Source organism: Micromonospora sp. PTRAS2 (assembly GCF_054052245.1).
On record NZ_JBSWBU010000020.1, the window covers coordinates 12,348 to 37,077 of the forward strand.

Genomic DNA, 24,730 nt, shown 5'->3' on the forward strand with positions numbered 1-24,730 from the left:
GCGTGTCCATCATCGAGGACGTCGGGGCCCAGGTGCGGGCCGCCGCGGAGGAGTTCCCGCTGGCCCAGCTCGCCCTCGCGTTGGAGAAGTTCGGTCAGGCCACCGAGCGGCTGCGCTGGGTGCGGCAGGAGTCGGCCAACCCGATGGGGGTGCCGGAGCTGTCCGCGGCCGTCGAGCACGCCGAGGCCGCCGGGCACGCGCTGCGGGTGGCCCAGGAGCAACTGTCGACGTACCTCTCGGCCATCGGCCTGGCCCCCGACGGCGCGCCGCCGGCCCGCCCGGCCGGCGACCGGCAGGTGCACGACGCCCCGCGCGACGCGCCGCCCGCCCCCGGCGACGGACCGCCCCCGGCCCGCGACGACAACCCGGTGCTGCGCCGCTGGTGGGCGGTGCGGGTGGCGGAGCTGACCGGCGGCCGGGAGGGCGCGCCGGACGAGCCGGACGAGCGGATCGGTGACTCCCGGGAGCTGCTGCGCCGGGTCGCCGACGGGGTCCGTGGCGGCGACCGGGACCGGCTGCACCGCGAGCTGCGTGCCGCGCACGCCGACGTCGGCCTCGGCCTGGCCGCGCTCGCCCCGCCGCTGCTGCGCGAGCTGGCCGGGGAGCTGCTCGGGCACCCGCCCCGCGCCGACGACCTGCCCCGGCTGCGTCGGGAGCTGGACGGCCGGGTGCGCGACCTGCTGCCCGGGCTGCCCCCGCCGGTGCTGGAGACGCTGCTGACCCGGGTCTGCCGGATGCCCCCGCCGCCGCGCGGCAGCGGCGAGGAGCAGCCGCACGCCGCCGACGCGGCCGTCACCGCCGGCGTGGTCACCGCCGTGCTGCTGGCCCGCCTCGGCAAGGACCTTCCCCGCGACGAGGGGCAGGCCGACAAGGAGAGCGGGCCCGCGCAGCAGAAACGCCGCGAGGCCGAACGCGACGCCTGGGACGAGGCGACGCGGCAGCGGGCGGACCGCGAGCGCGCCGCCCGGGAGCGGGCCGCGCAGGGCCTGCCCCCCGTGCGTCCCGCGCCGCCCACCGGGCGCGCCGGCCGGGGGTCCGATGGCTGACCGCCGCACCCAGCTGGTGACCCGGGTGCGGGGGATGCTCTCCGAGGCGCTGGGCGCCACCCGGCACCGGCTCGCCGTCGCCGACGCCGAGCTGGCCGCCGCCCGGGACCGGCTAGCCCGGGTGCAGCGCGCCGCGGCGGCCGTTCCGGAGAAGGTGGGGGCGCAGCGGGACCGGCGGCTCGCCGAGATCGACGCGCGGCACACCGCCCGGATCGCCGAGCTGGCCCGCCGGGCCGTCGACGCCGCCCGCCGCGAGGCGCCCGGCGCGGCCAGCGCCGACTGGGCGCGGTGGACCGTGACGCCGGCCGGTCGCGGCGAGACCCCCGGCGCCGTACGCGTCGGCACCGTGCGCATCCCCGGCGCGGAGCCGGTGCCGGCGCTGGTGCCGCTGCTCGACGCCGGGCACGTGCACCTGAGCGGGGCCGGGGCCGACGGCGGGGCGGCCGTGGTGCCGGCGCTGCTGCTGCGCAGCCTGGGCCGGGCCGACCCGGGCGCGGTGCGGCTGTTCGGCTACGACCCGGAGCACCTCGGCGGCGGGCTGGCCGGTTTCGCCCCGCTGGGCACCGCCGGGCTGCTCACCTTCGTCGGCCCCGGCGGGCTGGGCCGGCTGCTGGACGACCTGGTGGAGCAGATCCGCCGGATCAACGAGACCGTGCTCGCCGGGGAGTACCGCTCGCTGCGGGAGCTTGCCGCCGCGACGGGCCGCCGACCGGAGCCGTGGCGGGTGGCGGTGCTGCTCGGCGGCGACGAGCTGTCTCGGCACGAGCGCGGCCAGCTCGACCGGGTGGTACGCACCGGCGCGGCGTGCGGGGTGCACCTGGTCGTACGCGGCGTCCCGGTGCCCGACGACCCGACGGTGACCCGGGTCGTGGTGGGCCCCGACGGCGCCCGGGTGGGCGGCCCGCCCGGCCTGCCGGTGACCCTGGACCCGCCGCCGCCGGCCACGCTCGTCACCGAGACGTGCCGGCAGGTCGCCGCCCGGGTCAACGCCGGCCCCCCGCCGGCCCCGTTCACCGACCTGCTGCCGCCGCCGGAGCAGATGTGGCGGGAGGATTCCTCGACGGGGCTGACCGCGCCCATCGGCGAGGGCCCGCACGGCCGCCCGGTGCTGCTCAATCTCGGCGACTATCCGCCGCACGCGCTGATCGGGGGGCCGTCCGGCACCGGCAAGACCAACTTGATCTTCGCCTGGATCGGGGCGCTGGCCTCCCGCTACTCCCCCGCCGAGCTGGAGTTCTACCTGCTCGACTTCAAGGAGGGGGTGTCCTTCGCCCGGTTCGCCCAGGGCCGGCGGGACCCGAGCTGGCTGCCGCACATGCGGCTGGTCGGGATCAACGTCAACACCGACCGGGAGTTCGGGCTGGCCCTGCTGCGGTTCCTCGCCGAGGAACTGCGCCGGCGCGCCGACGCGGCGAAGAAGCACGAGGTGACCAAGCTCGCCGAGCTGCGGGCGGTCGACCCGACGGGGCACTGGCCCCGCATCGTCGCGGTGGTCGACGAGTTCCAGGCGCTGCTGGCCGGCCGGGACGTGGTCGCCCGGGAGGCCGCCGACCTGCTCGAAGACCTGGCCCGCCGGGGCCGTTCCCAGGGCATCCACCTGGTGCTGGCCTCGCAGGACGTGCGCGGCATCGAGGCGCTGTGGGGGCGGCCGGCGCTGGTTGCCCAGTTCACCCTGCGCATCGCGCTGCCCAAGGCGCTGCGCATCCTCGCCGAACGCAACGACGCCGCCCAGTCGCTGCCCCGCCACCACGCCGTGGTCAACGCCGAGTCGGGCCTGGTCGAGGGCAACGAGGTGGCGCGCATCCCGTCGGCCAGCGACTGGGACGCGTGGAGCGAGCTGCAGCACCGGCTGTGGCGGATGCGCCCCGCCGACGCGAAGCCGGCCCGGCTCTTCGACGGCGACGCGATCCCCCGGCTCGCCGACGCCCCCGACTTCCGGGCGCTCACCCCGCCCGAGGGCGACGGGGTGCCGCGCACCCCGGTGGCCCTGCTCGGGGAGATCATCGACGTGCAGGCCCGCTCGGCGGCGCTGCGGCTGCCCCGGGCCCCCGGGCGCAACCTCGCCGTGCTGGGCACCCGCGTCGACGAGGCGTGCGCCGTGCTGGACGCCGCCGCCCGGTCGCTGGCCCGCCAGCACCGCCCCGGCACCGCCCGGTACTCCATCGCCTGCCTCGACCCCGACGCCGACCCGGCCGCCCGGGAGCTCTACGCCGACCTGGCCGACGACGCCGCCTGGTACGACGACGAGACCGTACCGGAGCTGATGGCCGAGACGGCGGCGGCCCTGGACCGGCCGGGCACCCCCGCCACCCCGCACTACCTGCTGCTGTACGCGGTCGACGCGGCGGCGGGGCGGCTGGCCGCGCGGGTCGGCGGGCGCACCGGACTGGAGCACCTGCGGCGCATCCTGCACGACGGCCCGGAGCGGCGCACGCACGTGCTGGCCTGGTGGCGCGGCGTGGCCCGGATGCGGGTCGACCTCGGCGGGCCGGCCGCCCGCACCGACCAGATCGGCGCGTGGGTGGCCCTCGACGTGCAGGGCGGCGAGCTGGGCTCGTCGCTGTACCCGGGCAGCGGCGGCCCCGACTGGTATCCGCGGCCGTGGCGGGGGCTCTTCTTCGACCGGGCGGCACACCGCACCGGGCAGGTCATCATCCCCTACGGACCGTCGGCGTGAACGAACCGGTGACCAGTGAGACGTACGCGGCGCAGGTGCGGCGGCTGGCCGAGCTGACCGACCGGGTGCGCACCCAGCGCGCCGAGGCCCACGCCTGGCACGAGCAGCAGTGCGCCGCCGCCGAGCGGGCCGTCGCCGAGGCCGCCGAGCAGTTGCGCGAGGCCGAGCGGGAGGCGGCCGACGCGCGGGAGCTGGTGGAGCGGGTGGACGCCGAGGCGGCCCACCTGTGGCAGCAGTTGCGGGCCCGGTTGGGCGCGGGCGCCCGCCGGCTCGGCGACCCGCCCGGCCCGGCCCGGGACGCCTCGGGCGACCCGCTGCTGCTGTTGCACGGGGTGCGCGGGCTGCTGGACCGCACCCGGCAGCCCGGTGAGCTGCCCGCCTCGGCGAACCCGCTGCTGGCGCTGTGCGGGGTGGTGGGCGCGGCGCTGATGTTCGCCCTCGGCCTGGGCGCCCGGGCGCTCGGGGCCCGCAACAGCGGGGACCTGGCGGTGGGCCTGCCGGTGTTGGCCCTGGTGGTGACCCTGCTCGGCCCGCTGGTCGGGTTGGCCCTGGCCAAGCGGCTCGCGGACCGTCGGCACGCGGTGCTGTCGCCCCGGCCGGTCACGGTCGTCCTGGTGGCGGGCCTGGTGACGACCGGCGTGTTGCTGGTCCTCGCCCGCTGAGCCGCGCCGCGCGGTGCCGAGCCCCCCGCGCGGTTAGGAAGGGGCCCTTCCTATACCGAAAGCGTTAACAGGGTGCCCTTCCTTACTCCGCAGGAACCGCGATCGCCTCGCGCAGCAGGCGGCGGGCGAGGACGACCCGGTCGGCGTCGTCGAGGCCGGGCAGGTCGCCGACCCGGGCCACCGCGCCGGTGAGCAGCGCGCGCAGCGCCGGCTCGCAGCCGGCGGGCAGGGTGAGCACCCGGTCGAAGAGGCGCAGCGCGACCTTGTCGTCCCCGGTCGGGTCGAGCCGCCAGCGCAGCCCTGGCCGGGGCGCGAGCCGGGTGTCGGCGTCGACTGCGGCCAGCGCGGCGGCCTGGGCGAGGGGCCGGATCGGGGCGGGCCGGGCGGCCGGCCAGGCACGTTGGCGCAGCCGCGCGGCCACGGCGGCCGGGTCGGCGCGCAGCAGCCAGTCCCGCAGCGCCTCGACGGTCTCGGTCAGCTCCGGTTCGATCGCGTCGGGGTCGGCCACGTCGGTGCCGAACGGCAGGCCGGCGCGCAGCCGGGCGTCGGCGGCGGCGAGGGCGAGCAGCTCCTCGACGATGGCGTACCGGGTCAGCGCCCGGATGCCCACGGTCAGGTGCAGGGAGCTGGTCTCCTGGGCCTGGGCGCTGTGCAGCCAGCCGCGCGGCAGGTAGAGCGCGTCGCCCGGTTCGAGGACCACGTCGAGCGCGGCGGGGCCCTGGGCGGTCGCGGAGACCTCGTCGGCCCGGCCGCCCCAGGGCTGCCGTTCGAGGGGGTCGGGCAGCACCGGCGGGTGGATGCGCCAGTGCTTGCGCCCGTCGACCTGGAGCACGAAGACGTCGTGGGTGTCGTAGTGGGTGGCGAAGCCCTGGCTGCCGGCCGGGGTCAGGTAGGCGTTGACCTGCAGCGGCTGCGCGAGGGCGGTGCCGAGGTCGCGGGCGAAGTCGATCAGGGCGGGCCAGGTGCGGTGCAGGCCCTGCAGCACCAGGGTCGCGCCGGAGGCGTACAGCTCCAGGACCCGCTCGTCGAGGACCTGGTCGCCGATCTCGGCGCCCGCGCCGCCGCCGCCGGTCCAGCGCGCCGCCGGCACCAGCTGGCCGTCCTTGGCGATGCGCAGGAAGGGGGTACGCAGCCCGCGCCGGCTGAGCAGCTCGTCGGCGTCGGCGGGGCCGAGCAGGTCGGTGAAGCCGTCGGCGTTGGGCAGCTCGGCGGCGCGGGACAGCAGCGGCGCCCGGCCCCAGTGTGCGGCGGCGAACTTGCCCGGCTCGACGGCGACGCAGCGCGCGAGGGCGCGGGCGGCGGCAGACGGGACCGCCGGGCGGCCGTGGCCGCCCGGCGGGTCGGTGATCGTCATCGCGAGGCGTCAGCCGGCGCTGCCGTCGGCGCCGCCGTCCCGGTGGCCCGGGGTGGCCCCGCCGTCGGCCGGGCCCTCCGCGCCACCGTCGGCACCGCCGTCCTGCTGACCGGGGGTCGCGCCGCCGTCGGCCGGGCCCTCGGCACCGCCGTCGGCACCGCCGTCCTGCTGGCCCGGGGTGGCCCCGCCGTCGGCCGGGCCCTCCGCGCCACCGTCGGCACCGCCGTCCTGCTGACCGGGGGTGGCACCACCGTCGGCCGGGCCCTCCAGGCCGCCGCCGCTGGTCGTCTGGATGTCGTCGTCGTTGAGTGCCATGCGGTGCTCCTCGCCAGGTTCCCGCCCCGCCGCGCGGCGGGGGTTCGTCGTGCGACGGGTGGTACCCCCGGCACGATCTTCTCTAACCCCACCGTAGACGGCGCGTCCCGCCGGCACGTCCGGTTCGCCCGGTGTGCCGGCGGGACGCGGGCGGTCAGCCGTTGGCGCAGACCTTGCCGTTGAACGTGAAGCTGGTGGGCGACGGGTTGGACCCGGTGTGGGTGCCCTGGAAGCCGAAGCTCACCGTGCCGCCGACGGCCACGGCGCCGTTGTAGCTGGCGTTGCGGGCCAGCACCTGGGTGCCGGACTGGCTGACGGTGGCGTTCCAGGCGTTGGTGACCTGCTGCCCGGCGGTGAAGTAGAAGCCGAAGCTCCAGGCGTTGACGGGGTCGGGGCCGTCGTTGCGGATCCGGATCTCGGCGGTGAAGCCGTTGCCCCAGGAGTTCGGCACGTACGTCACCGTGCAGCTGCCGTTCGGGGCGGGCGTGGTCGGGGGCGGCGTGGTGGGCGCGGGCGTGGTGGGGGCCGGCGTGGTCGGGACCGGGGTGGTCGGTGCGGGCGTGGTCGGGGTGGTGCCGCTGCCGAGGGCCTCGGCGACCGCCTGGTACGCGGGCTTCGGCGCGTAGTTGTCGTCCCAGATCAGCGCGGCGCCCTCGCCGGGGAAGACTCCCGGGATCCAGGAGTACTTGTCGGTGATGCCCCACACGGTGACGCCCTGGCACCGGGCCACGGCGAGGCAGATGTTGAAGACCTTCTTGTAGTCGGCGGCCTGCGTGGCCAGCTTCGAGGAGTTCGCCGGGGTGGACATCCGGATGTCCAGCTCGGTGACCCGCACGTCGACGCCGAGGTCGGTGAAGCGCTGGAGGTTGGCCTGCATGTCGCCGGGGACCTGCCCGATGATCAGGTGCGCCTGGAAGCCGACGCAGTCGATCGGCACGCCCCGGGACTTGAAGTCCTTCACCAGGTTGTAGATCGCGGTGCTCTTGGCGTTGATGCCGTCGGTGCTGTAGTCGTTGATGCACAGCTTCGCGCCCGGGTCGGCGGCGCGGGCGGCGCGGAACGCCTCCTCGATCCAGCTGTTGCCGATGCGCTGCTGGAGGATGCTGTCGCGGCGTCCGCCGGAGCCGCCGTCGGCGAACGCCTCGTTGACGACGTCCCAGGCGAAGACCTTGCCCTTGAAGTGGCCGGCGACCCCGGCGATGTGGTTCTTCATCGCGGCGAGCAGGTCGGTCCCGGAGAGGTTCGACGTCCAGCCGGGCATCTGGTTGTGCCAGACGAGGGTGTGGCCGTACACCTTCTTGTTGCTGCCCGCGGCGTAGTTGACGACCGCGTCGCCCTGGCCGAAGGAGAACTGGTTGCGGTTCGGCTCGGTGGCGTCCCACTTCATCGCGTTCTCGGCGACGACGAGGTTGAACTCGGTGTCGGCGATCTGCTTGTACGGGCTCTCGGAGAGCCGGCCGGGGTCCAGGGCGAAGCCGATGTCGCGGCCCTTGGCGTCGGCGAGGCTCCTCAGGCTGGCGGCGGCCTCGGCGGTGCCGGGTTGGGCGACGGCGATGCCCATGGCGAGCGCGCTCGTGGCGGCGAGCAGGCCGGCCAGCAGGCCCGACCTGGTGCGCCGACCGATGTGGTGGTGGATGCGCATGCGTTCCCTGTCCTTCGTTACGGGTCGCCAGCCACGGCGACGACGAGACGATGGGAGCGCTCCCGATATCCTGTCAGCATCGACATCCGTCGTCAACCGACCGGCCCGCCGCATGCGACGCCCGGCGACGGGCCACTGCCGAGCCCGGACCGGCTTCCCAGATAGCAAGATAATCGTCTCTCATATCGGGATGGCGGCTAGCCTCGGGCCATGGCCGACTCCCGCCGGTGGGTCATGCTCGGCATCGGCACCGCCGCGCAGACCGCAGGCACCCTCTACCTGTACGGGCTGCCGTTCCTGCTGCCCGCGCTACGCCGCACCACCGACCTGCCGCTGTGGGAGCTGGGCCTGCTGGTGGCCTGCCCCAGCCTCGGCATGGTGCTCGCCCTCATCGGCTGGGGCGTCCTCGCCGACCGGCGGGGCGAGCGCCTCGTCATCGGCCTGGGCCTGACCGGCGGGGCCGCGTTCCTGGCCGGGGCCGCCTCCGCCGCCGGGCCGGCCCTGTTCGTGCTCCTGGCCCTCGCCGGGGCCGCCGGTTCCGCCGTGTACGCCGCCAGCGGCCGGGTGGTGACCGGCTGGTTCGCGCCCGGCGAGCGGGGCCTGGCGATGGGCATCCGGCAGACGTCTCAGCCGCTGGGCGTGGCGGCGGCCTCGGCGGTCCTGCCGGTGCTGGCCGACTCCGGCGGCCCCCGCCTGGCGCTGCTGGTCGCCGCCGTGGTCTCCGCGCTGACCGGGATCGTGGCCGCCCTGCTGCTGGTCGACGGGCCGAGGACCGCCGCCGGCCGGGCCACCGCCGGCTCGCCCGCCAGCGGCTCGCCCACCACCGCAGGGCCCGCCGACTCGCCCGGCGCCGGCGGGACCCGCGCGCGGTCGCCGTACCGGTCGCCGACGCTGTGGCGGGTGCACGGGGCGAGCGCCCTGCTGGTCGTGGCGCAGTTCGTCGTCGGCGCGTACGCGCTGGACTACCTCGTCACCGAACGCGGCTGGCCGGTGCGTACCGCCGGGCCGTTGATCGCGGGGGCGCAGCTCGTCGCGGCGGCGGCGCGGGTGCTCGCCGGCCGCTGGTCGGACCGGTCCGCCCAACGGCTCCGGCCGCTGCGGGTCATCGCCGCCGGCACCGCCGCCGCCCTCGGGGCCCTCGCCGTGGCCGAGGCGCTGCACGCCCCGCCGGCGGCCCCGCTGCTGCTGGTCGCCCTCGTCGCCACGGTCAGCTGGCACGGCGTCGCGTACGCGGCCGTCGCGGACGTGGCCCCGGCGAGCTGGGCGGGTCGGGCCACCAGCGCACAGACCGTGCTGCAGAACGTGGCCGCCACGGCCACCCCGCCGCTGTTCGGGCTGGCCGTGGCGGGGCTGGGCTTCGGGCCGGGGTTCGCCGTCGCCGCCCTGTTCCCGCTGGCCGCCGTGGCGGTGCTGCACGGCCTCACCGTCGACGCCCGTCCCACGACCCGCCCGCCCGACGCGGGCGACCCCGCCGGAGCCGACGCGGCCGACCGACCCCCGTCGTCGGGTCGGCCGGCCGGCGTCCGGGCGTCAGGGAACGAGTTGGGCCAGGTCCTCGGGCATGGTGGAGCGGACGTCGTCCCACTCCCCCTGGGTGACGTGCCGGCGCAGGGTGTCCAGCACCACCTGGGCCACGCGCTCCGGGCCGCCCTCGACGTCGTACGGGAAGCCCTGGCGGACCTCGTAGAGGAAGTCGTCCCGGTTCAGCTTGATCGGCACGTCCGACGGTTGCCAGCCGTCGAAGTAGATGCCCCGCAGCAGCACCGGCAACTGCGCGGCGAACTCCACGCTCTCCTGCACCGGCATCCGGTCGCGCAGCAGGTGCAGCACCGTGCGCAGGGCCGCGTACGACTGGTTGCGCTGCTCCTTCGGCCAGCCGTACGCCGCCTCGATGTCCTTCAGGATCAGGTTGGTCTTGTCCAGCGAACTCTCGAACGCCGAGATCAGCTGCTCAGCCATCTGCCCACCCCCGTAGGTCGGTCGTGTCCGGTGTCGGTGACCCTCACCGTCGGTGGTCTTCGCGGCGCGGCGGCCCGGCCGGGCCGCGCCACTGCCGAACGGGGCTGACCCGACCGGGCCGCGCCACCGCGCGCGGGCGGCCGCCGGCCGACCCGACCACGTGCAACACGTCGCCGCGCCGTCGATCCGGCACGTCCCGAACCGTCATCGTGCGCACCCCCTGCCCAGCTCGGGTGGCCCACCGACGGGCCACGCACACCGCCCACCCTGCGCCCCGCCCGGGTGAGGCCGCCTCACCCCGTGGGGGTGAGACCGGCCGCTCGCAGGGCGCGGGCGCAGGGTCAGCCGCCGGAGCCCTCCGCCGCGCCGTCGGGGGCGAAGGCGTCGCCGCCCGGACCGGCGTCCAGGTGGACATGCTGGTGGCCCTGGCCGGTGTCGATGTTGACCTGATCGAGCTGGGTGGCCGCGACCGACCAGGCCGCCACCGCCTGCGTTGCCTGTCGTTTCGCCAGCTCCGTCAGAGCACCCCGCTGGGTCGGCGGCCCGGTGACAGCGAGGAGATACGACTCGACAGCCAGGGACGCCTGCTCCACAGCGCCCTTCAGCCCTGCGCGCGCCACGTTGGTGGCGGTGGTGCCCGACGGAGGGTTCGCGAACGGCTCCGCGGCCCGAAGCAGGGTCTGTCGCCACTGGCGGGCCTGCTCCGGGCCCGGCTGCCCACCGTCCGACGGAGCCGCCCGGATGGCGCTGAGAATGGGAGAGATCTCGTCACGAAGGCGTCGGGCCGTCGTCGTCAGCTCGGCCACCTGCTGGGTGTCACGCTCCACCTCGGCCCTGCGCATGTCCGCCACAGCCGATTCGACGCCGTCCGGTCGGCTGGCCGTGTAGCCGGTGGCACCGCCCACGAGAACGCCCGCGAGCCCGATCGCCGCCACGATGGCGGCCAGACGGGCCTTGCTACGGCGACGCGTGTCGGACGCCGCCAGCAGGTAGGAGGGCTTGCCGGTACGGCGCGACACGACTTCTCCTCAGGCCGACGAAAGTTCGGTCGCAGCGTAGCTTTCTCCGCTGGTTCTAGTCGATAGTCCGCTGCGCCAGGCTGATGCCGCCCGCGTCGGCCCGGGACCCTAGGGGTAGCCGGCCAGGAAGTTCAGGGATCCGCCCGGGACGGGCCGCCGGCCACAAGCGACCCCCGGTCCCTACGCTGTACGGCGTGACACTCATCGCGACCGAGTCGCTGACCAAGACGTACGGGGGCGGGGTCACGGCGTTGGCCGACCTGACCGTCGCGGTCGAACCGGGCATCATCGGGCTGGTCGGCGCCAACGGCGCCGGCAAGTCCACCCTGATCAAGATCCTGCTCGGCCTCCTCACCCCGACCAGCGGCCGGGCCCGGGTGCTCGGCCTGGACCCGACCACCGACTCCGCCCGGGTGCGCGCCCGGGTCGGCTACATGCCCGAGCACGACGCCCTGCCCCCGGACCTCTCCGCCGCGGAACTGGTCACCCACCTCGGCCGGATCAGCGGCCTGCCGCGCACGGTCGCCCGGGAACGGGCCTCGGAGGCGCTGCGGCACGTCGGGCTCTACGAGGAGCGCTACCGCCCCGTCGGCGGCTACTCCACCGGCATGAAGCAGCGGGTCAAGCTCGCCCAGGCCCTCGTGCACGACCCCGACCTGCTGCTGCTCGACGAGCCGACCAACGGCCTCGACCCCGCCGGCCGGGACGCGATGCTAACGCTGGTGCACCGCATCGGCACCGAGTTCGGCATCTCCGTGCTGGTCTGCTCGCACCTGCTCGGCGAGGTGGAACGGATCTGCGACACCCTCGTCGCCATCGACGGCGGGCGGCTGCTGCGCGCCGACCACATCTCCGCCATGACCTCCGCGACCGACGTGCTCGCCGTGGAGGTCAGCGAGGGCACCGAGGAGCTGGCCGCCCGGCTGGGCGCGCTCGGCCTGCCGGTGCGCCGGGACGGCCGGCTGCTGCTCGTCGAGCTCGTCGACGACGCCACCTACGACCTGATCCTCGGCGCGGTCGCCGAGCTGGACCTGCCGCTGCACCGGCTGGACCAGCGCCGGCACCGGGTGGCCGAACTCTTCGCCACGAGGGAGCCCAGCCATGCCTGAGCCGACCGGCGTCATCCACGACATCGGCTACCAGCGGTACACCGGCCCCCGGCTGGGCCGCCGGGCCGTCTTCGGCGCGCTCTACCTGCACGGCCTGCGGACGGCTTTCGGCCTGGGGCGCAGCGCCAAGGCCAAGATCTTCCCGTGGCTGGTGGTCGGCATCGTCACGGCGGTCGCCGCCGCCCTCACCGCCATCCGCGCCCAGATCGGCGAGGCGGTGATGACGTACGCCCAGTTCGCCGACAACATGAGCTGGCTGGTCATCTTCTTCGTCGCGGTGGCCGCGCCCGAACTGGTCTCCCGTGACCTGCGCAGCGGGGTGCTGCCGCTCTACTTCTCCCGGCCGCTGCCGCGCGCGGACTACCCGCTGGCCAAGCTGCTGGCGCTGGCGACCGCGCTCTGGCTGCTGCTCGGCGGCCCGCAGTTCGTGATGTTCCTCGGCGCCGCGTTCAGCACCGGCGACGGCATGAGCGGCGTCGCCGAGGAGCTGCTCGACCTGCTGCCGAGCCTGCTCTACGCCGGGCTGTGGGCGGCGGTCTTCGCCTCGGTCGGGCTGCTGGTCGCCTCCCTCACCGGCAAGCGGGCGTTCGCGGCCGGTGGGATCGTCGCCGTGTTCCTGATGACCACGCCGATCGTCGGCACCCTGTCGGTCATGCCGTCGCGAACGGTCAACGAGCTGGCCTTCCTCGCCTCGCCGTCGACGCTGGTCGGCGGCGTGGGCTCCTGGGCGCTCGGCGACCTGCTGACGTCCGAGGGCCAGAGCGGAGTCCCCATCGGCGGCTTCGGCCCTGTCTACGCGGTCGCCGCCGTGCTGCTCGTGGCCGGCTGCGTCGCCCTGCTGCTGCGTCGATACCGGAAGGTGGCCGCCCGATGACCACGACCAGCGCCGCCCCGGCGACGGGGACGCCCACGGCCGCCACCGGCGCCCTCGACCTCGCGGGCGTCTCCCGCTGGTACGGCAACGTGGTGGCCGTCAACGACGTCAGCATGAGCCTCGGCTCCGGAGTCACCGGGCTGCTCGGCCCCAACGGCGCGGGCAAGACGACCCTGCTGCACATGATGGCGGGCTTCCTGGCCCCGTCGCGCGGGATGGTGACCCTGGGCGGGCAGCCCACCTGGCGCAACCCCGAGGTCTACCGCCGGCTCGGCCTGGTCAGCGAGCGCGAGGCGGTGCAGACCTACCTCACCGCGTACGAGTTCGTGCTGGCCAGCGCGAAGCTGCACCGGCTGGCGGAGCCGGCCGCGGCGGCCCGCCGGGCGATCGCCCTGGTGGAGCTGGAAGGCGCGCAGGACCGCCGGATCGGCACGTACTCCAAGGGCATGCGGCAGCGGGCCCGGGTGGCCGCCGCGCTGGTGCACGAGCCCCAGGTGCTGCTGCTCGACGAGCCGTTCAACGGGATGGACCCGCGGCAGCGGCTGCACATGATGGAGCTGCTGCACCGCCTCGGCGACGCCGGCCGCACCATCCTGTTCAGCTCGCACATCCTGGAGGAGGTCGAGCAGGTCTCCGGGACCGTCCAGGTGATGGTCGCCGGCCGGCTGGCCGCCTCCGGTGACTTCCGCACCATCCGCCGGCTGATGACCAACCGGCCGCACGTGTTCACCGTGCGCTCCACCGACGGCCGGGCGCTCGCCGTGGCGCTGATGGCCGAGGCGTCGGTGACGGGCGTCGAGCTGGGCCGCGCCGGGTTGACGGTGCGCGCCGGCGACTACGGCGCGTTCACCCGCGTGCTGCCGAAGATCGCCCTGCGGGAGGGCGTCCGGGTGCGCCAGCTGGTGCCCGAGGACGAGTCCCTGGAGAGCGTCTTCTCCTACCTCGTGGAGGCCTGAACCCCATGTCCACCGTTTCCTGGCTCACCCTGCGCGGGCTGTTCGGGCGTCGCCGTTTCCTCCTGCTGCTGCCGCTGCCCGTGGTGCTGGTCGGCCTGGCGGTGCTCTCCCGGTCGCTCGGGGTCACCCCGCGCGACTGGGCCCCGCCGGTGCTGGTCGGCCTCGGCCTGGCCGTGGTGCTCCCGGTCGTCGCCCTGATCGTCGGCACCGGCGTGCTCGGCGCCGAGATCGACGACGGCACGGTCGTGCACATCCTGACCAAGCCCCTGCCCCGCTGGCAGATCGTGCTGCCCAAGCTGGCGGTGGCCACCGCCGTCACCGGGGTCACCGTCGCCGTGCCGCTCTACGCCGCCGGCCTGCTGGCCGACTCCGCACGCCTCGGCCTGGCCCTGGCCGCCGCGTCCGCGGTCGGCGCGTTGGCGTACTCGGCGCTGTTCCTGGCGCTCAGCCTGCTCACCCGCCGGCCGGTGCTGCTCGGCCTGGTCTACGTGCTGATCTGGGAGGGGCTGCTCGGCAGCGTCGTGAGCGGCACGCGGGTGCTCTCCATCCAGCAGTACGTGATCGCCCTCGCCGACCGGATCGCCCCCACCGAGCTGCTGCTGGGTGACGTGTCGGTGCCGGTGGCGGCGGTGATGAGCGCACTGATCAGCGTGGGCTTCACCGCGCTGGCGATCGACCGGCTCCGCTCGTTCAGCGTGGCCGGCGAGACGAGCTGACCCCTGCCCGGTCAGGGGCAGCCGCGCCGGTTGCGGGGGCGCACGCCGGGGCCGGCGCGGCGGGCGTGGGTCGCGGCGGCCAGGTCGAGCAGGCGGCGGAGCCGGTAGGACAGCACCCGCCCCTGGTCGAGGGTGAGCATCAGCTCGCCGGGCTCGGCCCCGCCGACGGCGACCACGAGCACCGGGCCCGCGCCGGGCACGAGCGCCTGCGCCAGCGCCACGTCGGCGGCGGCTTCGGCGGGCAGGGCTCCGATCGCCGGGCCTCCGGCGATGGGGCCTTCGGCCGCCGGGTCTTCGGCGGTCGGGTCTTCGGCGGCCAGGGGGCCGGCAGGCGGTGCCGGCGAGCGCGGCGTCAGCGGGAGCCGCACGGAGCGGTGCCGCCGCCTCGCGGCGCAGCCGTCCCGGTCGCACCAGCGAGGATGGGCGTCGCCGGGCGGGTCGGCCAACCCGCCGGTCGGGTACCGGTAGACGTGCCCGCAGGGCCGGCCCGACTCGGGGACGCGCGGCACCGGGCAGGCGGACCACCCGGCGGCCTCGATCGTCACGGCGATCGGGGCCGCGTGCCCAGTGCATGCGTACGCGGCGGCGTCGAGGCCGCCTGCCCCGTACACCTCGATCCGGACGGTGGCCGACCCCCGCACCCGGGCAACGGCGGCAACACACTCACGGTGAGAACCTCCCCTGTCGACCCCAGTCCTTCTATGCCAATAGAATAGCCTCTTGCTGGCCAATACTAGAACACTTAGCTGGCCAGTTTCTCGACCGACAAATGGCCAAGATCGCTGGTGTGACAGTGTGACGGCGTGGCGAAGGATCTGGCTTCGGTGACGGCGGCCTACCGGGCTGCCCAGAACGCCGTGGACGCCGCCAAGGCTCAGGTGCGCACGAGCCAGGACGCGCTGCGTCAAGCGCGGCGGGACCTCGGCGAAGCGATCGTGGCGGAAGCACGGGCCGGCACCCGCATGCGGGACCTCGTCGCCACCACGGGCCTGTCCCGCGAGTGGATCCGCACCCTCCTGCGCCAGGCCGGCGTGGAGCCCGACTGAGGACCAGCCGGGCATAAGACCTGGCGCTGCCCGCGCGGACAGCCGAACTCACTGTGGAACGATTGCGTCGTGACAGACCTCGCTGCGTCGGTCCGGGCCTACGAAGAGTCGCGGGCGGCGATGACCGATGCGCAGGCCGAGGCGGACCGGATCATCGCCGAGGCCAAAGGCAACATCGCCACGGCGCGGTCCCGCCTCGCGGGAGCCATCGTCGAGGCAGCCCGCAACGGCATGCGCCAAGTCGACATCGTCCGGGCCACCGGCTACACCCGCGAGCGGGTCAGGCAGATCCTCCGGGCCGGCGGCGTCGAGGCGGGCTGACCCCGGCTCAGGACTCCCTACCCGGTTGCCCTCGAACGCGCGCCGGCACCACGGCGACAAGCCGGGGCCGGGCGGATCTTGGAAGATTTCGGCCCCTGGAGGGGCCATCCGCTTCCAAGATCTACCCGTCTGCGACGCGTGTGGGGGCGGATGCCACTCATTCCCGGATCGAGCGCGATCTCGAACCCGGTTCCCCGCGCGAGAGACAGGCCGGCGTCAGGGGCCGGCGTCCAGGAGGGACTGGAGGCGCTGGCCGTTGCGCTGGGCGTAATCCCGGTAGCAGTTGTTCATGAGCACGTGGGTCTCGCCCGCGTCGTCGGCGAGCGCGCGCAGCTTCGGGGCCCAGTCGCGCAACTCCCGGTCGGAGTAGTCGTAGCCGAACTTCTCGTGGATGTCCTTGCTGGTCCACCTGGCACTGTGGCCGTGGAAGCGGACCACGGCCAGGTCGGCGGTGGCCGCCAGCACCGGCGGCACCGAGGACCGGTGGCCCTGCGGCATGTCCACGCAGACGTACGCCAGCTCGTGCTCGCGCAGGAAGCCGAGCGTCTCGTCGCGGTTGTCCCCGGCGAACCAGGAGGCGTGCCGGAACTCGAACACCGGCCGCAGGGGCGCGCACCGGCGGGCCACCTCCAACAGGTACTGCTTGTTGTCCCGCTTGATGGTGAACCACGGCGGGAACTGGAACAGCAGCGCGCCGAGCCGGCCCGCCTCGACGAGCGGGTCGAGGGCGGACAGGAACCGGGTCCACACCTCCTCGTACGCCTGCGCGGGCAGGTCGCCGGGGTAGACGTTGCGCTTGTCGGTGTCCGGCCGCAGGTCCTTGTAGAGCGCGGAGACCCGCGTCGGGTGGCCGGTCAGCAGGCTGAAGGCCTTGACGTTGAAGGTGAACCCGGCCGGGGTGCGCTCGGCCCACAGTCGCGCCGTGCGTTCGGCCGGCGGCGAGTAGTAGGTGGCGTCGACCTCGACCAGCGGGAACTGCTTCGCGTAGTACGACAGGCGCTTCTCCGGGTTGTCCGCCGTCTGCGGATACCACCCGGAGTCGAGCAGGGTCCGGTCGGTCCAGGACGCGGTGCCCACCTTGATCTCACCCATGGGTGGAGTGCACCGCGTCCGCTACCGACCGGCAACCGGAGGGGGCCGCCTCAGGCGGCCCGCCGCTCCCGGCTCTGCTTGCAGGTGACGCAAGCGGTGGCGGAGGGGAAGATCTCCAGCCGCTCCACCGGGATCGGGGCCGAGCAGCCCTCACAGAAGCCGTACGTGCCCTCGTCGAGCCGGCCCAGGGCCCGCTCGAACTGGGCCCGGCGGTCGAGGATGGTGCGCAGCAGCGACTGCGCGGTGTCCCGCTCGGCGGTCTTGGTGCCGCTGTCGGCCTGGTCGTCGCCGGCGGTGTCGCCGACCTCCACCAGGCGCAGCACCTGGCTCTGCAGCACCGCCTGCTCGTACTCGGCGGAGAGCTCCTCGTAGCGAGCCCGCAGGGACGCCCGGATCTGGTCGGTGTCCGCCTGCGATCGGCCGGTGGCTACCGTGTCGTGGACGAGCATCGCTGCCTGCCTTTCCTGGCTGGTGCGCCGGGGTGGTGCCCGGCCCGGTCGCTGCGTGAGGCGGGTGGAGATCACTCGCGCTCTGTGAGCCGGGCGATTACCCCGGGTACGGCCGCGCCAAACCACCGAATTTCTGGAATCTGCGGCCCGCCTCCCGGGGCGGCGCCCCAGGGGGCGTGCGGCCCCGGGGTCACCGGGCGGCGTCCGGCTCCACGAGGGCGGGGTGGCGGGGGTCGTCGACGCGCACCACCACGTCGGCGAAGCCGGCCGGGGCGACCTCCTCTGCATAGCGGGCGAAGGCCGGCAGCGTCCAGCGCAGCGCGGGGTCGGTGCGCCGGGCCAGGGCGGCCGGGGAGAGCTCCAGGTGCACGGCGAGGTCGACGGGGAGCCCGCCGCCGAGCAGGAGCGCCCCGCTGACGAGGACGACGCCGTGGGGCGGCAGCGTGACGTAGCCGGCCCGGCTGGCCCGGTCGGTGCGGGGGTCCCAGAGGGACGGCAGGATCCGGCCCGAGCCGCCAGGCCCCGCCGGGTCGAGGACCTCGCGGCGCAGGCCGGGCTCGTCGACCCACCCCTCGTAGTAGGCGTCGGGATTGGTCCGGCCGAACTCCAGCCGCACGGAGGCCGGACGGAGGAAGTCCGCGGCCCGCACGTGCAGCACGGGGCGGCCGAGGGCGCGCAGCGGGTCGACCAGCGCGGCGGCCAGTTCGTCGGGGCCCGCCGCCGGGGCGCCGTCCACCACGACGCGGAGCCGGCCGGGCGGGTCGGCGGCGACGAGCCGCTCGGTCAGCTCGGTGACGAGGCGGTCGGGGGAGATGGGACGCACGCGCATCCGACCATCGTGCCCGGTCGCCGGGCACGACGCGGGCCGGGCGGCGGGGCCGGCCCTGACGGGCCCGGCCGGTGGGGTCGTCAGCCGCTGCGGTCGATGGTCACCCGGGCGTCGTCGGCGAGCCGGTAGCCGACGCCGTAGACGGTGGTGACCAACGGCACGTCCACGCCGACCTTGCCGCGCAGCCGGCGCACGTGCACGTCGACGGTGCGGACCCCGGCGTGTTCGTAGCCCCAGACGGCGTTGAGCAGTTGCAGCCGGGTGAACACCCGCCGGGGGTGGGCGACCAGGTGCAGCAGGAGGTCGAACTCCAGCCGGGTCAGGGGCAGCGGCTCGTTGTCGCGCAGCACCGACCGAGACGACGCAAGGATGTGCAGCGCCGGGATGGTCGGGGCCAGGGGACGCGGCGGCGTGCGCCCGGCGGGCACCTGGTCGGGCCGCCGTTCGGGAGCGGGGCCGGCGGTGACGACCCCCTCGCCCCGCTCCAGCATCTCGCGGGCCGCGTCGAGCAGGCGGCGGGCCGCCGGGGTCAGGGTCTCCTCGGCCACGAGCGGGATGCTGAGGGTCACGGTGAGCACGGGCGTGGTGCCGTTGACGGGACGGCGCTGACCGCCGGGGGGCCGACCGGGAACCGCGGGTTGGGACGTATGCCATCCGGCGCGCGGCGATGCGGGGCTGACCGACATGGTCCTCCTTGGCTGGTCCGGGTATCTCCCCACGGCCCGGGACGCCGCTGCATCGATGCTTCCCGGCGCCCACCTGGCGGTCAAGGGGCGGCTACGTTGCATGAATGTGACAATTGACGAACACATCGGAGCCGGATGCTCGCTCTGCGTACGAGGCCTGATGATTACAGCAGAGTCACCATGATCGTGGGATACGGGGGGGTACCCGCGCGGCCCGCCGTTCGCGCTCGGGCCGCAGGGTGACCGGCCAGGCGGCGCGGACGTCCGACACGCGGACGCGGCGCACCCCGGAGCCGGGGTGCGCCGCGTCGCCGGCTGCGCGGCGGACGTCTCAGCGGTGCGGGTCGACGCTGACCCGCGCCTCGTCGGCGAGCCGGTAGCCGACCCCGTAGACGGTGGTGACCAACGGGGTGGCGGCGCCGAGCTTCGCGCGCAGCCGTCGGACGTGGACGTCGACGGTGCGGGCGATGGCGTGCTCGTAGCCCCAGACGTTGCTGAGCAGCTGCAACCGGGTGAAGACCCGGCGGGGGTGCTCGGCCAGGAAGTGCAGCAGGTCGAACTCGATGCGGGTCAGCGGGATGACCCGGGGGCCCTGCCGCACCACCCGCGAGGCGGCCAGGATGCGTACCTCCTCGGGGTCCTCGGGGGGCGGCGGGGCGGCGGCGGAGACCCGGGGCACGAGCGGTCGCGGCCCCGCCGGGTCGGCCTGCGCCGACCGGAACTCGACCGGGCGGGGCCGGCGCTCCGCCGGGGCCCACGGCTCCGGTGCGCGGCGACCCTGTTCCGTGGAGCCCGCCAGCAGCGTGCCCTCGCCGGACTCGGCCAGCTCCCCCAGCAGCTCGACCAGCCGGGCGAGGCGGGGCGTCAGCTGGCCGGGGGCGAGTTCGACGGTGACGGTCAGTGTCGGCACGGACCGGGCGTGTCCCGGCGACGGGACCCGGTCGACCCGGCCTGCCGGCGCGCGGTCGGGGCGGCACTGGGGGGCCCGCTCGGCCCGGCCCGGCGGGTGGGGGCGCGAGGAGATGGCGACGACGGACATGGTGCCTCCTCAGATGGCGGTGCCGACCGCCGCGTCCGGTGGGGCGCGGCGGTCAGTGGTGCGCCCGGCCGGCGGTCACCGGCGGCGCGACGGACGGGGAACGGGGCGGGGGCGTGGGGCCGAGCGTGGGCAGGCCGGCGATGCGCCAGGCGGCGAAGCCGCCGACGACGTCGGTGGCGCGGTGCAGGCCGATGTCCTGGAGCGCGGCGGCGGCGAGCGAGGAGGTGTAGCCCTCCTGGCACAGCACCACCACGGGCACGTCGTAGCCGACGGCCTGGGGCAGCCGGGCCGCGCACCGGGGGTCGAAGCGCCACTCGAGCACGTTGCGCTCGATCGCCAGGGCGCCGGGCACCGTGCCGTGCGCGGCGCGTTGCGCGGCCGGCCGGATGTCGACCAGCAGGGCGCCCTCGCGGTACGCCAGGTGCGCCTGCTCGGGGTCGAGCCGCCGCAGCCGGGAGCGCGCCTCGGCGAGGATCTCGTCGATGCCCCGGGAGCCGGGGGGTGGCACGGGACGTGGACAGCTCTCGGCGCGGGCGGGGTGGTGCGGCATCATCGGGTCCTTCCAGGGAGTCGAGGTGGTCAACGATGTCACCACGCGACGCCGGCCTCGGCGACCTCGGCCACCCGCAGCAGGCCGTCGACGAGGCGGTAGCGGGTCATCCGGGTCAACGCGGGACGGTAGACGTGCACGCTGACCGCCGGCTGGTCGTCGCGGTTGGTGACCACGTGCACGTGGCGGGCGCCGAAGCGGCGGCCGGCCCCGGCGGCGAGGCGGTGCGGGCGCAGCCGGCCGCCGCTGACGGTCTCCTCGGTGAGGACGCCGTCCACGACCAGGAAGGCCCCGGAGGAGCCGCCGTGATCGTGCAGGTCGGTGCCCTGGCCGGGAAGCCAGCTCAGCGCCCAGACCTCGTGGTCGGCGGCGACCGCGAGGCGCGCGTACCACCGGTGTTCGGGATGGAAGCGCAGCGGCACCGACCAGCCGGCCGGGTCGGCGGCGTACCGGGCGGCGACGGCGAGCAGGTCGGGCTCGGGACGGCGGCTGACTACCATGCGGGACCTCACGGGATCGGTACGGAGCGTGCAACCACCAGCATAGGAGGTAAAGCCTATAGGTTTAGTAGGTAATACCACATGCTGGGACATCCCATGGGCCCGGCGCGCGCCTCAGCGGCGCACCGGTGGCTCCACCCGGTAGCCCGGCACCGACGGCCAGCGCACGGTCAGCAGCACCGACTCGCGCTCGGCGTACCAGGAGTGGTCCACGCCCCGCCCCCACACCACGTAGTCACCCGGCTCGGCGAGCAGCACCGTGCGGTCCGGCAGCTCGACCCGGAACCGGCCGCCGCTGACCAGCACCAGCAGCGCCGTGCGCCGTTCGCCGGTGGCCCACCGCGAGCGGGCCTCCCCCGCCGCGTGCACGCCCCACTTCACCTCCACGTCGCCGCTGCGCCGCGGATCGCCCTCCGGCATGAAGTGGCCCAGCAGCCAGCCGCCCTCCCGGGGGCCGTCCACGTCCGCCTTGCCCACGTACACCCTGTCGTCGCCCATCGCCCCTCCCGCGCCGGCCCGGCAAGCTACCAGGCGACGCGCCGGCCCCGCTCGCGGCGCGCTGGCCGCGTCCCGCCCGGGTATACAGGGTCGGTGGACGATTCCCTACCCGAACAGATGCGCGCGGCCGGCACCGCGTTGCTCGGCGCGCTGGACGAGTCGGCGCGGGCCCGCGCCACGCACCGGTTCGACGACGACGGGGCCCGGCGGTGGCTGGAGTACCGTCCCCGGCCGCGCCCCGGGGTGTGCCTGGCCGACCTGGACCGCGCCGGCCGCAAGGCCGCGCACCGGCTGCTGGCCACGGCCCTGAGCCCGGCGGCGTACGCGCAGGCGATGGCCGTCGTCGCGCTGGAGGAGGTGCTCGACCGGGCCGAAGGCTGGCGGCGCGGGCGGCACAGCGGCGACTACTGGGTCGCGGTCTTCGGCGACCCGGCCCGCGACGACCGGTGGGCCTGGCGGTTCGAGGGACACCACCTGTCGGTGAGCATGACCGTGGTCGACGACCAGGTCTCCCCCGCGCCCGTCTTCCTCGGCGCGAACCCGGCCGCCGTCCGGCACGCCGGGCACCCGGTGTCCCGGCCGCTCGGGGTCGAGGAGGACCTGGGGCGGGCCCTGCTCGACGCCATCGGTCCGGCGGGACGGGCGGCGGCGATCGTCGCCGACGACGCCCCCGCCGACATCGTCAGCGCCACCCGTCCCCGCGTCGCCGGGCAGATCGCGCCACTGGGGGTGCCCGCCGACCGGCTCGGCCCCACCGGCCGGGCCCTGCTGGACCAGCTCGTCGCCGTGTACCTGGACCGGTTGCCGCCGCAGCTGGCCGCGCGGGAGGCCCGCCGGCTCGCCGGCGGGCCGCTGCACTTCGCCTGGGCCGGCCCCACCGGGCCCGGGCAGCGCCACTACTACCGGGTGCAGGGCGACGACCTGCTCATCGAGTACGACAACACCGCCGACGACGGCAACCACGCCCACACCGTGCTGCGCCGCCCGGCCAGCGACTTCGGCGCGGACGTGCTCGCCGCGCATCACGCCGAGGCGCACGGCTGACCACAGCCACGCCGACCGCGGGCAGGGCACCGCAGCGGTCCCCGCGGCCGGCGCAGGCGACGCCGGCCGCGGGTCGGCCCAGGCAGGCTCAGGCGGGCCGGACCGCCTCGATCAGGAAGCGCCGGGCGTGGGCCACGAACGGGCCGTCGGCCTCGATCCGGTCGTGCAGGCGGGCGAGCTGGGGTCGGTAGCGCTCGACGGTGAACCCGGGGACCGTCCAGACCACCTTGCGCAGGAAGTAGACCACCGCCGCGACGTCGTGGAACACGGTGCGCAGCCGCGCCTCGCGCAGGTCGAGCACCGTCAGCCCGGCCGCCTCGGCGGCGGCGACGGCCTGGCCGGGGAGCTGCCGCTGCGGCGGGGGCAGCGGACCCAGCATCGCCTCGCTCAGCTCCCGCATGGTGCCGCCGCGGATCTGCTGGGACAGGAACGTCCCGCCGGGCCGCAGCACGCGGGCGATCTCGTCCCAGGGGGTGTGCACGGGGTGTCGGCTCACCACGAGGTCCAGGGTGGCGTCGGCCACGGGCAGGCCGCCGCCCTCGGCGACCTGGAGCACCCTCGCGCCGACCGCGCGCAGGTTGCGCCGGGCCACCTCCACGTTGGGCGGCCACGCCTCGGTGGCCAGCAGCACCCGAGGCGGGCGGGGCACCTCGGCGAGGACCTCCCCGCCGCCGGTCTCGATGTCCAGCGCCGCGTCGGCCCGGGCCATCCGGTCGGCCACGAGCCGGGCGTAGCCCCACGGCGGTCGTTCCTCGCTGGCCCGCCCCAGCAGCCAGGAGAAGTCCCAGCCCTGCACGGGCACGGACGCGCCCTCGGCGAGCAGCTCCTCGAATCCCCGCTTTCCGCTCACGGGCGAAAGCATCGCCGCACCCACCGCGCCGGGACAACCGGGTTTCAGGCGCGGGGCCGGACGATCTCCACAGTGGAGCCCGCCACCGGGCCCAGCGCGTCGAGGGTGCCCGTCTCGGCGCGCCCCGCCTCGAACTGACGCATCAGGCGGGCGCCGAGCCACACGCCGGCCCCGCCCAGCCCGAGCGCGACCAGTTCGGCGGCGAGCAGGACGCCGGTCGCGCCCCGCTGCGGCGAGTGCGCCCGGATGAGGCAGGTCAGCAGGAACAGCGCGGCCATCGCCGCGTTGACCAGGTTGAAGGTGATCTTGGTGCGGCGGGTCGACTCGCCCGCGGCGTCCCACAGGTCGACCATCCCCGCGACGGTGGACAGCGCGGCCGCCACCAGGGCGGCGACCGAGGTCCAGTAGCCGACCTCGCCGAGGAACGCGGGACCGCCCGCGACGTCGGCCAGGTCGAAGACGGTGGCGCTGACGAAGAGCCCGAACGGGAACGTCACCAGCATCGGTTGGATGGGATGCCCGTGCACCCGCAGTCGGCTCTCCATCGCGCCCTCCCCTGGTCGCTTCAGCTCACCAGTCCAGGGTGCTACCCGCCGGTCGCCGTGGGGAAACGGCCGGCCGTCGGATCGCCGACAGGCTGGTGGCCGACGGGCCCGACCGCCCCGGCCCGGCGCTAGCCCTCCCGGGGCCGGGCGACCGTGGCCACCAGGCGTTCGGCGACCTCGCGCAGCGGGATGTCCAGCGACGTCGCCGCGCTGCGCAGCACCTCCAGGGCCTCCGGAGCGGGGCAGCCGCGCTGGGTCATGATGACGCCGATCGCCTGCCCGACCACCCCCTCGCCGAGCAGCGCGGCGTCCCGCTCGGTGGCCTCGGCGGCCCGCCGCTCCCGGCCCCGGACGGCGGCCAGCAGCAGCCCGGCGTGCTCGGCGAGGAGCATCGCCGTGAGCTGGTGACGGGTGGTCAGCGCGTCCGGCGTCGAGGCGTACAGGTTGATCGCCCCGATGACCTGCTCGTCGACGTCGACCGGCGCGGAGATGACGCCACGCACCCCCGCCTGCTGGGCCCGGGCCGTCCAGGCCGGCCAGCGCGACTCCCGCCCGAGGTCCTCGGCGAGGATCATCTCGCGGCGGTGGATGGCGCTCATCGCCGGCGTGTCGGGGCCGTCGCTGAGGTCGTCCAGGCCGGCGAGGGCCGGGTCGGAGGCGGCCACCCCGGCCGGCTCGCCGGCCCGCAGCGCGGTGAAACCGCACCAGGCGACCCCGGCGACGGCCGCCTGGGTGAGCCCGACCAACTGGACGAGCGCCGCGTCGAAATCCGTCACCTCGATCAGGCCGGCGGTGAGCTCCCGCAGCAGCGCCGCCGTCTCCAGCACGCTCAGGGTCTCGGTGCCGGCGGCCTGCGCCTCCAGGTTCACCGGGCCACTGCCCCCGCCGGGAACGCCGACCACCGGCGCCCCGTACCGCCCCTGCGCTGTCTCATCGTCTGTGCTCTCCCGAT

At 75.6% G+C, this 24,730-nt stretch carries 27 protein-coding genes and 1 pseudogene; 11 read left to right on the forward strand and 17 right to left on the reverse strand.

From position 1 onward, the window contains the following. Positions 1-2 precede the first annotated feature (2 nt). From ACVMYR_RS31325 to ACVMYR_RS31335, 3 genes are read left to right on the forward strand one after another with little or no spacing between them, the layout of a single operon-like run. Positions 3-1,046, forward strand: a complete 1,044-nt coding sequence (locus ACVMYR_RS31325) for a hypothetical protein (protein WP_457123516.1) — start codon at positions 3-5, stop codon at positions 1,044-1,046. Continuing rightward, the gene (locus tag ACVMYR_RS31330; protein ID WP_077939949.1) at positions 1,039-3,723 is read left to right on the forward strand and encodes an FtsK/SpoIIIE domain-containing protein; all 2,685 of its coding nucleotides are present in this window, start codon (positions 1,039-1,041) and stop codon (positions 3,721-3,723) included. Before ACVMYR_RS31325 ends, ACVMYR_RS31330 begins: the two co-directional genes overlap by 8 nt. Beyond that, positions 3,720-4,385, forward strand: coding sequence for a hypothetical protein (locus ACVMYR_RS31335; protein ID WP_457123517.1), 666 nt, complete (start codon positions 3,720-3,722; stop codon positions 4,383-4,385). Before ACVMYR_RS31330 ends, ACVMYR_RS31335 begins: the two co-directional genes overlap by 4 nt. 82 nt (positions 4,386-4,467) lie before the next feature. On the opposite strand, the gene ACVMYR_RS31340 is transcribed toward ACVMYR_RS31335, so the two are convergent. The 3 genes from ACVMYR_RS31340 to ACVMYR_RS31350 form a co-directional block, all read right to left on the reverse strand. Beyond that, a complete protein-coding gene (locus ACVMYR_RS31340) occupies positions 4,468-5,739 on the reverse strand; it encodes a cupin domain-containing protein (RefSeq protein WP_457123518.1) in 1,272 nt (423 codons plus the stop codon). 9 nt (positions 5,740-5,748) lie between these two features. Next, positions 5,749-6,054, reverse strand: a complete 306-nt coding sequence (locus tag ACVMYR_RS31345; RefSeq protein WP_077939946.1) for a hypothetical protein — start codon at positions 6,052-6,054, stop codon at positions 5,749-5,751. 154 nt (positions 6,055-6,208) lie between these two features. Then, complete coding sequence (locus tag ACVMYR_RS31350) at positions 6,209-7,696, reverse strand: endo-1,4-beta-xylanase (RefSeq protein WP_228986833.1); 1,488 nt, start codon at positions 7,694-7,696, stop codon at positions 6,209-6,211. Between the two features lie 234 nt (positions 7,697-7,930). Here ACVMYR_RS31350 and ACVMYR_RS31355 point away from each other — a divergent pair. Beyond that, a pseudogene (locus ACVMYR_RS31355) lies at positions 7,931-9,004 on the forward strand (MFS transporter); the annotation flags it as partial. A gap of 222 nt (positions 9,005-9,226) precedes the next feature. On the opposite strand, the gene ACVMYR_RS31360 reads toward ACVMYR_RS31355, so the two are convergent. Further along, positions 9,227-9,655: a DUF2267 domain-containing protein gene (locus tag ACVMYR_RS31360; protein ID WP_077939943.1), complete on the reverse strand. Its 429-nt coding sequence runs from the start codon at positions 9,653-9,655 to the stop codon at positions 9,227-9,229. Between the two features lie 341 nt (positions 9,656-9,996). Further along, complete coding sequence (locus ACVMYR_RS31365) at positions 9,997-10,674, reverse strand: hypothetical protein (protein ID WP_431897527.1); 678 nt, start codon at positions 10,672-10,674, stop codon at positions 9,997-9,999. A 194-nt stretch (positions 10,675-10,868) separates the two neighbouring features. Between ACVMYR_RS31365 and ACVMYR_RS31370 the strand changes: the two genes are divergently transcribed. The 4 genes from ACVMYR_RS31370 to ACVMYR_RS31385 are packed head-to-tail and all read left to right on the forward strand — an operon-like array spanning position 10,869 to position 14,329. Beyond that, the gene (locus ACVMYR_RS31370) at positions 10,869-11,783 is read left to right on the forward strand and encodes an ABC transporter ATP-binding protein (RefSeq protein WP_077939941.1); all 915 of its coding nucleotides are present in this window, start codon (positions 10,869-10,871) and stop codon (positions 11,781-11,783) included. Next, a complete protein-coding gene (locus ACVMYR_RS31375; RefSeq protein WP_077939940.1) occupies positions 11,776-12,657 on the forward strand; it encodes an ABC transporter permease in 882 nt (293 codons plus the stop codon). The genes ACVMYR_RS31370 and ACVMYR_RS31375 overlap by 8 nt, the downstream gene beginning before the upstream one ends. Beyond that, positions 12,654-13,613: an ABC transporter ATP-binding protein gene (locus ACVMYR_RS31380; RefSeq protein WP_457123519.1), complete on the forward strand. Its 960-nt coding sequence runs from the start codon at positions 12,654-12,656 to the stop codon at positions 13,611-13,613. Before ACVMYR_RS31375 ends, ACVMYR_RS31380 begins: the two co-directional genes overlap by 4 nt. A 5-nt stretch (positions 13,614-13,618) precedes the next feature. After that, complete coding sequence (locus tag ACVMYR_RS31385; protein ID WP_077939938.1) at positions 13,619-14,329, forward strand: ABC transporter permease subunit; 711 nt, start codon at positions 13,619-13,621, stop codon at positions 14,327-14,329. An 11-nt stretch (positions 14,330-14,340) separates the two neighbouring features. Here the strand turns inward: ACVMYR_RS31385 and ACVMYR_RS31390 are convergent, their stop codons facing one another. Next, entirely contained in the window at positions 14,341-14,970 is a 630-nt protein-coding gene (locus ACVMYR_RS31390) for a hypothetical protein (RefSeq protein ID WP_457123520.1), read from the reverse strand. A 162-nt stretch (positions 14,971-15,132) separates the two neighbouring features. On the opposite strand from ACVMYR_RS31390, the gene ACVMYR_RS31395 reads away from it, so the two are divergent. Both ACVMYR_RS31395 and ACVMYR_RS31400 read left to right on the forward strand, forming a co-directional pair. Continuing rightward, on the forward strand, positions 15,133-15,375 hold the full coding sequence (locus tag ACVMYR_RS31395) for a hypothetical protein (protein ID WP_457123521.1): 243 nt from the start codon (positions 15,133-15,135) through the stop codon (positions 15,373-15,375). Between the two features lie 69 nt (positions 15,376-15,444). Further along, entirely contained in the window at positions 15,445-15,696 is a 252-nt protein-coding gene (locus tag ACVMYR_RS31400) for a hypothetical protein (RefSeq protein ID WP_457123522.1), read from the forward strand. Positions 15,697-15,912: 216 nt separating this feature from the next. Here the strand turns inward: ACVMYR_RS31400 and ACVMYR_RS31405 are convergent, their stop codons facing one another. The 8 genes from ACVMYR_RS31405 to ACVMYR_RS31440 form a co-directional block, all read right to left on the reverse strand. After that, positions 15,913-16,788, reverse strand: coding sequence for a DUF72 domain-containing protein (locus ACVMYR_RS31405; protein WP_457123523.1), 876 nt, complete (start codon positions 16,786-16,788; stop codon positions 15,913-15,915). Between the two features lie 50 nt (positions 16,789-16,838). Continuing rightward, positions 16,839-17,237 carry a TraR/DksA family transcriptional regulator gene (locus ACVMYR_RS31410; RefSeq protein ID WP_043968735.1) on the reverse strand — a complete coding sequence of 133 codons (399 nt, stop codon included), beginning with the start codon at positions 17,235-17,237 and terminating at the stop codon, positions 16,839-16,841. Positions 17,238-17,427: 190 nt separating this feature from the next. After that, positions 17,428-18,066, reverse strand: coding sequence for a nucleoside/nucleotide kinase family protein (locus ACVMYR_RS31415; protein WP_077939933.1), 639 nt, complete (start codon positions 18,064-18,066; stop codon positions 17,428-17,430). Positions 18,067-18,146: 80 nt separating this feature from the next. Beyond that, positions 18,147-18,752, reverse strand: coding sequence for a winged helix-turn-helix domain-containing protein (locus tag ACVMYR_RS31420; RefSeq protein ID WP_043968732.1), 606 nt, complete (start codon positions 18,750-18,752; stop codon positions 18,147-18,149). A 331-nt stretch (positions 18,753-19,083) separates the two neighbouring features. Further along, positions 19,084-19,791 (reverse strand): winged helix-turn-helix domain-containing protein, encoded by a 708-nt coding sequence (locus ACVMYR_RS31425; RefSeq protein ID WP_091284154.1) that lies wholly within the window; start codon positions 19,789-19,791, stop codon positions 19,084-19,086. Between the two features lie 52 nt (positions 19,792-19,843). Continuing rightward, positions 19,844-20,341: a rhodanese-like domain-containing protein gene (locus ACVMYR_RS31430; protein ID WP_091284157.1), complete on the reverse strand. Its 498-nt coding sequence runs from the start codon at positions 20,339-20,341 to the stop codon at positions 19,844-19,846. A gap of 38 nt (positions 20,342-20,379) precedes the next feature. Beyond that, positions 20,380-20,841, reverse strand: a complete 462-nt coding sequence (locus tag ACVMYR_RS31435) for a cysteine dioxygenase (RefSeq protein ID WP_077939925.1) — start codon at positions 20,839-20,841, stop codon at positions 20,380-20,382. A 114-nt stretch (positions 20,842-20,955) separates the two neighbouring features. Further along, complete coding sequence (locus tag ACVMYR_RS31440) at positions 20,956-21,339, reverse strand: cupin domain-containing protein (protein ID WP_043968725.1); 384 nt, start codon at positions 21,337-21,339, stop codon at positions 20,956-20,958. Positions 21,340-21,456: 117 nt separating this feature from the next. Between ACVMYR_RS31440 and ACVMYR_RS31445 the strand changes: the two genes are divergently transcribed. After that, positions 21,457-22,383, forward strand: coding sequence for a DUF3500 domain-containing protein (locus ACVMYR_RS31445; protein ID WP_091284161.1), 927 nt, complete (start codon positions 21,457-21,459; stop codon positions 22,381-22,383). A gap of 88 nt (positions 22,384-22,471) precedes the next feature. Here the strand turns inward: ACVMYR_RS31445 and ACVMYR_RS31450 are convergent, their stop codons facing one another. From ACVMYR_RS31450 to ACVMYR_RS31460, 3 genes are all read right to left on the reverse strand, one after another. After that, entirely contained in the window at positions 22,472-23,233 is a 762-nt protein-coding gene (locus ACVMYR_RS31450) for a class I SAM-dependent methyltransferase (RefSeq protein WP_396788485.1), read from the reverse strand. Positions 23,234-23,277: 44 nt separating this feature from the next. After that, a complete protein-coding gene (locus ACVMYR_RS31455; RefSeq protein WP_457123524.1) occupies positions 23,278-23,778 on the reverse strand; it encodes a DUF2231 domain-containing protein in 501 nt (166 codons plus the stop codon). A gap of 128 nt (positions 23,779-23,906) precedes the next feature. Further along, entirely contained in the window at positions 23,907-24,647 is a 741-nt protein-coding gene (locus tag ACVMYR_RS31460) for a GAF and ANTAR domain-containing protein (protein ID WP_457123534.1), read from the reverse strand. Positions 24,648-24,730: the final 83 nt, after the last annotated feature.

Coding starts and splice junctions, on each gene's coding strand:
- ACVMYR_RS31405 (WP_457123523.1), bottom strand. CDS start 16,788: ATGGGTGAGATCAAGGTGGGCACCGCGTCCTGGACCGACCGGACCCTG.
- ACVMYR_RS31435 (WP_077939925.1), bottom strand. CDS start 20,841: ATGGTAGTCAGCCGCCGTCCCGAGCCCGACCTGCTCGCCGTCGCCGCC.
- ACVMYR_RS31360 (WP_077939943.1), bottom strand. CDS start 9,655: ATGGCTGAGCAGCTGATCTCGGCGTTCGAGAGTTCGCTGGACAAGACC.
- ACVMYR_RS31340 (WP_457123518.1), bottom strand. CDS start 5,739: ATGACGATCACCGACCCGCCGGGCGGCCACGGCCGCCCGGCGGTCCCG.
- ACVMYR_RS31350 (WP_228986833.1), bottom strand. CDS start 7,696: ATGCGCATCCACCACCACATCGGTCGGCGCACCAGGTCGGGCCTGCTG.
- ACVMYR_RS31420 (WP_043968732.1), bottom strand. CDS start 18,752: ATGTCGGTCAGCCCCGCATCGCCGCGCGCCGGATGGCATACGTCCCAA.
- ACVMYR_RS31445 (WP_091284161.1), top strand. CDS start 21,457: ATGCGCGCGGCCGGCACCGCGTTGCTCGGCGCGCTGGACGAGTCGGCG.
- ACVMYR_RS31380 (WP_457123519.1), top strand. CDS start 12,654: ATGACCACGACCAGCGCCGCCCCGGCGACGGGGACGCCCACGGCCGCC.
- ACVMYR_RS31345 (WP_077939946.1), bottom strand. CDS start 6,054: ATGGCACTCAACGACGACGACATCCAGACGACCAGCGGCGGCGGCCTG.
- ACVMYR_RS31375 (WP_077939940.1), top strand. CDS start 11,776: ATGCCTGAGCCGACCGGCGTCATCCACGACATCGGCTACCAGCGGTAC.
- ACVMYR_RS31440 (WP_043968725.1), bottom strand. CDS start 21,339: ATGGGCGACGACAGGGTGTACGTGGGCAAGGCGGACGTGGACGGCCCC.
- ACVMYR_RS31385 (WP_077939938.1), top strand. CDS start 13,619: ATGTCCACCGTTTCCTGGCTCACCCTGCGCGGGCTGTTCGGGCGTCGC.
- ACVMYR_RS31425 (WP_091284154.1), bottom strand. CDS start 19,791: ATGTCCGTCGTCGCCATCTCCTCGCGCCCCCACCCGCCGGGCCGGGCC.
- ACVMYR_RS31415 (WP_077939933.1), bottom strand. CDS start 18,066: ATGCGCGTGCGTCCCATCTCCCCCGACCGCCTCGTCACCGAGCTGACC.
- ACVMYR_RS31455 (WP_457123524.1), bottom strand. CDS start 23,778: ATGGAGAGCCGACTGCGGGTGCACGGGCATCCCATCCAACCGATGCTG.
- ACVMYR_RS31330 (WP_077939949.1), top strand. CDS start 1,039: ATGGCTGACCGCCGCACCCAGCTGGTGACCCGGGTGCGGGGGATGCTC.
- ACVMYR_RS31430 (WP_091284157.1), bottom strand. CDS start 20,341: ATGCCGCACCACCCCGCCCGCGCCGAGAGCTGTCCACGTCCCGTGCCA.
- ACVMYR_RS31410 (WP_043968735.1), bottom strand. CDS start 17,237: ATGCTCGTCCACGACACGGTAGCCACCGGCCGATCGCAGGCGGACACC.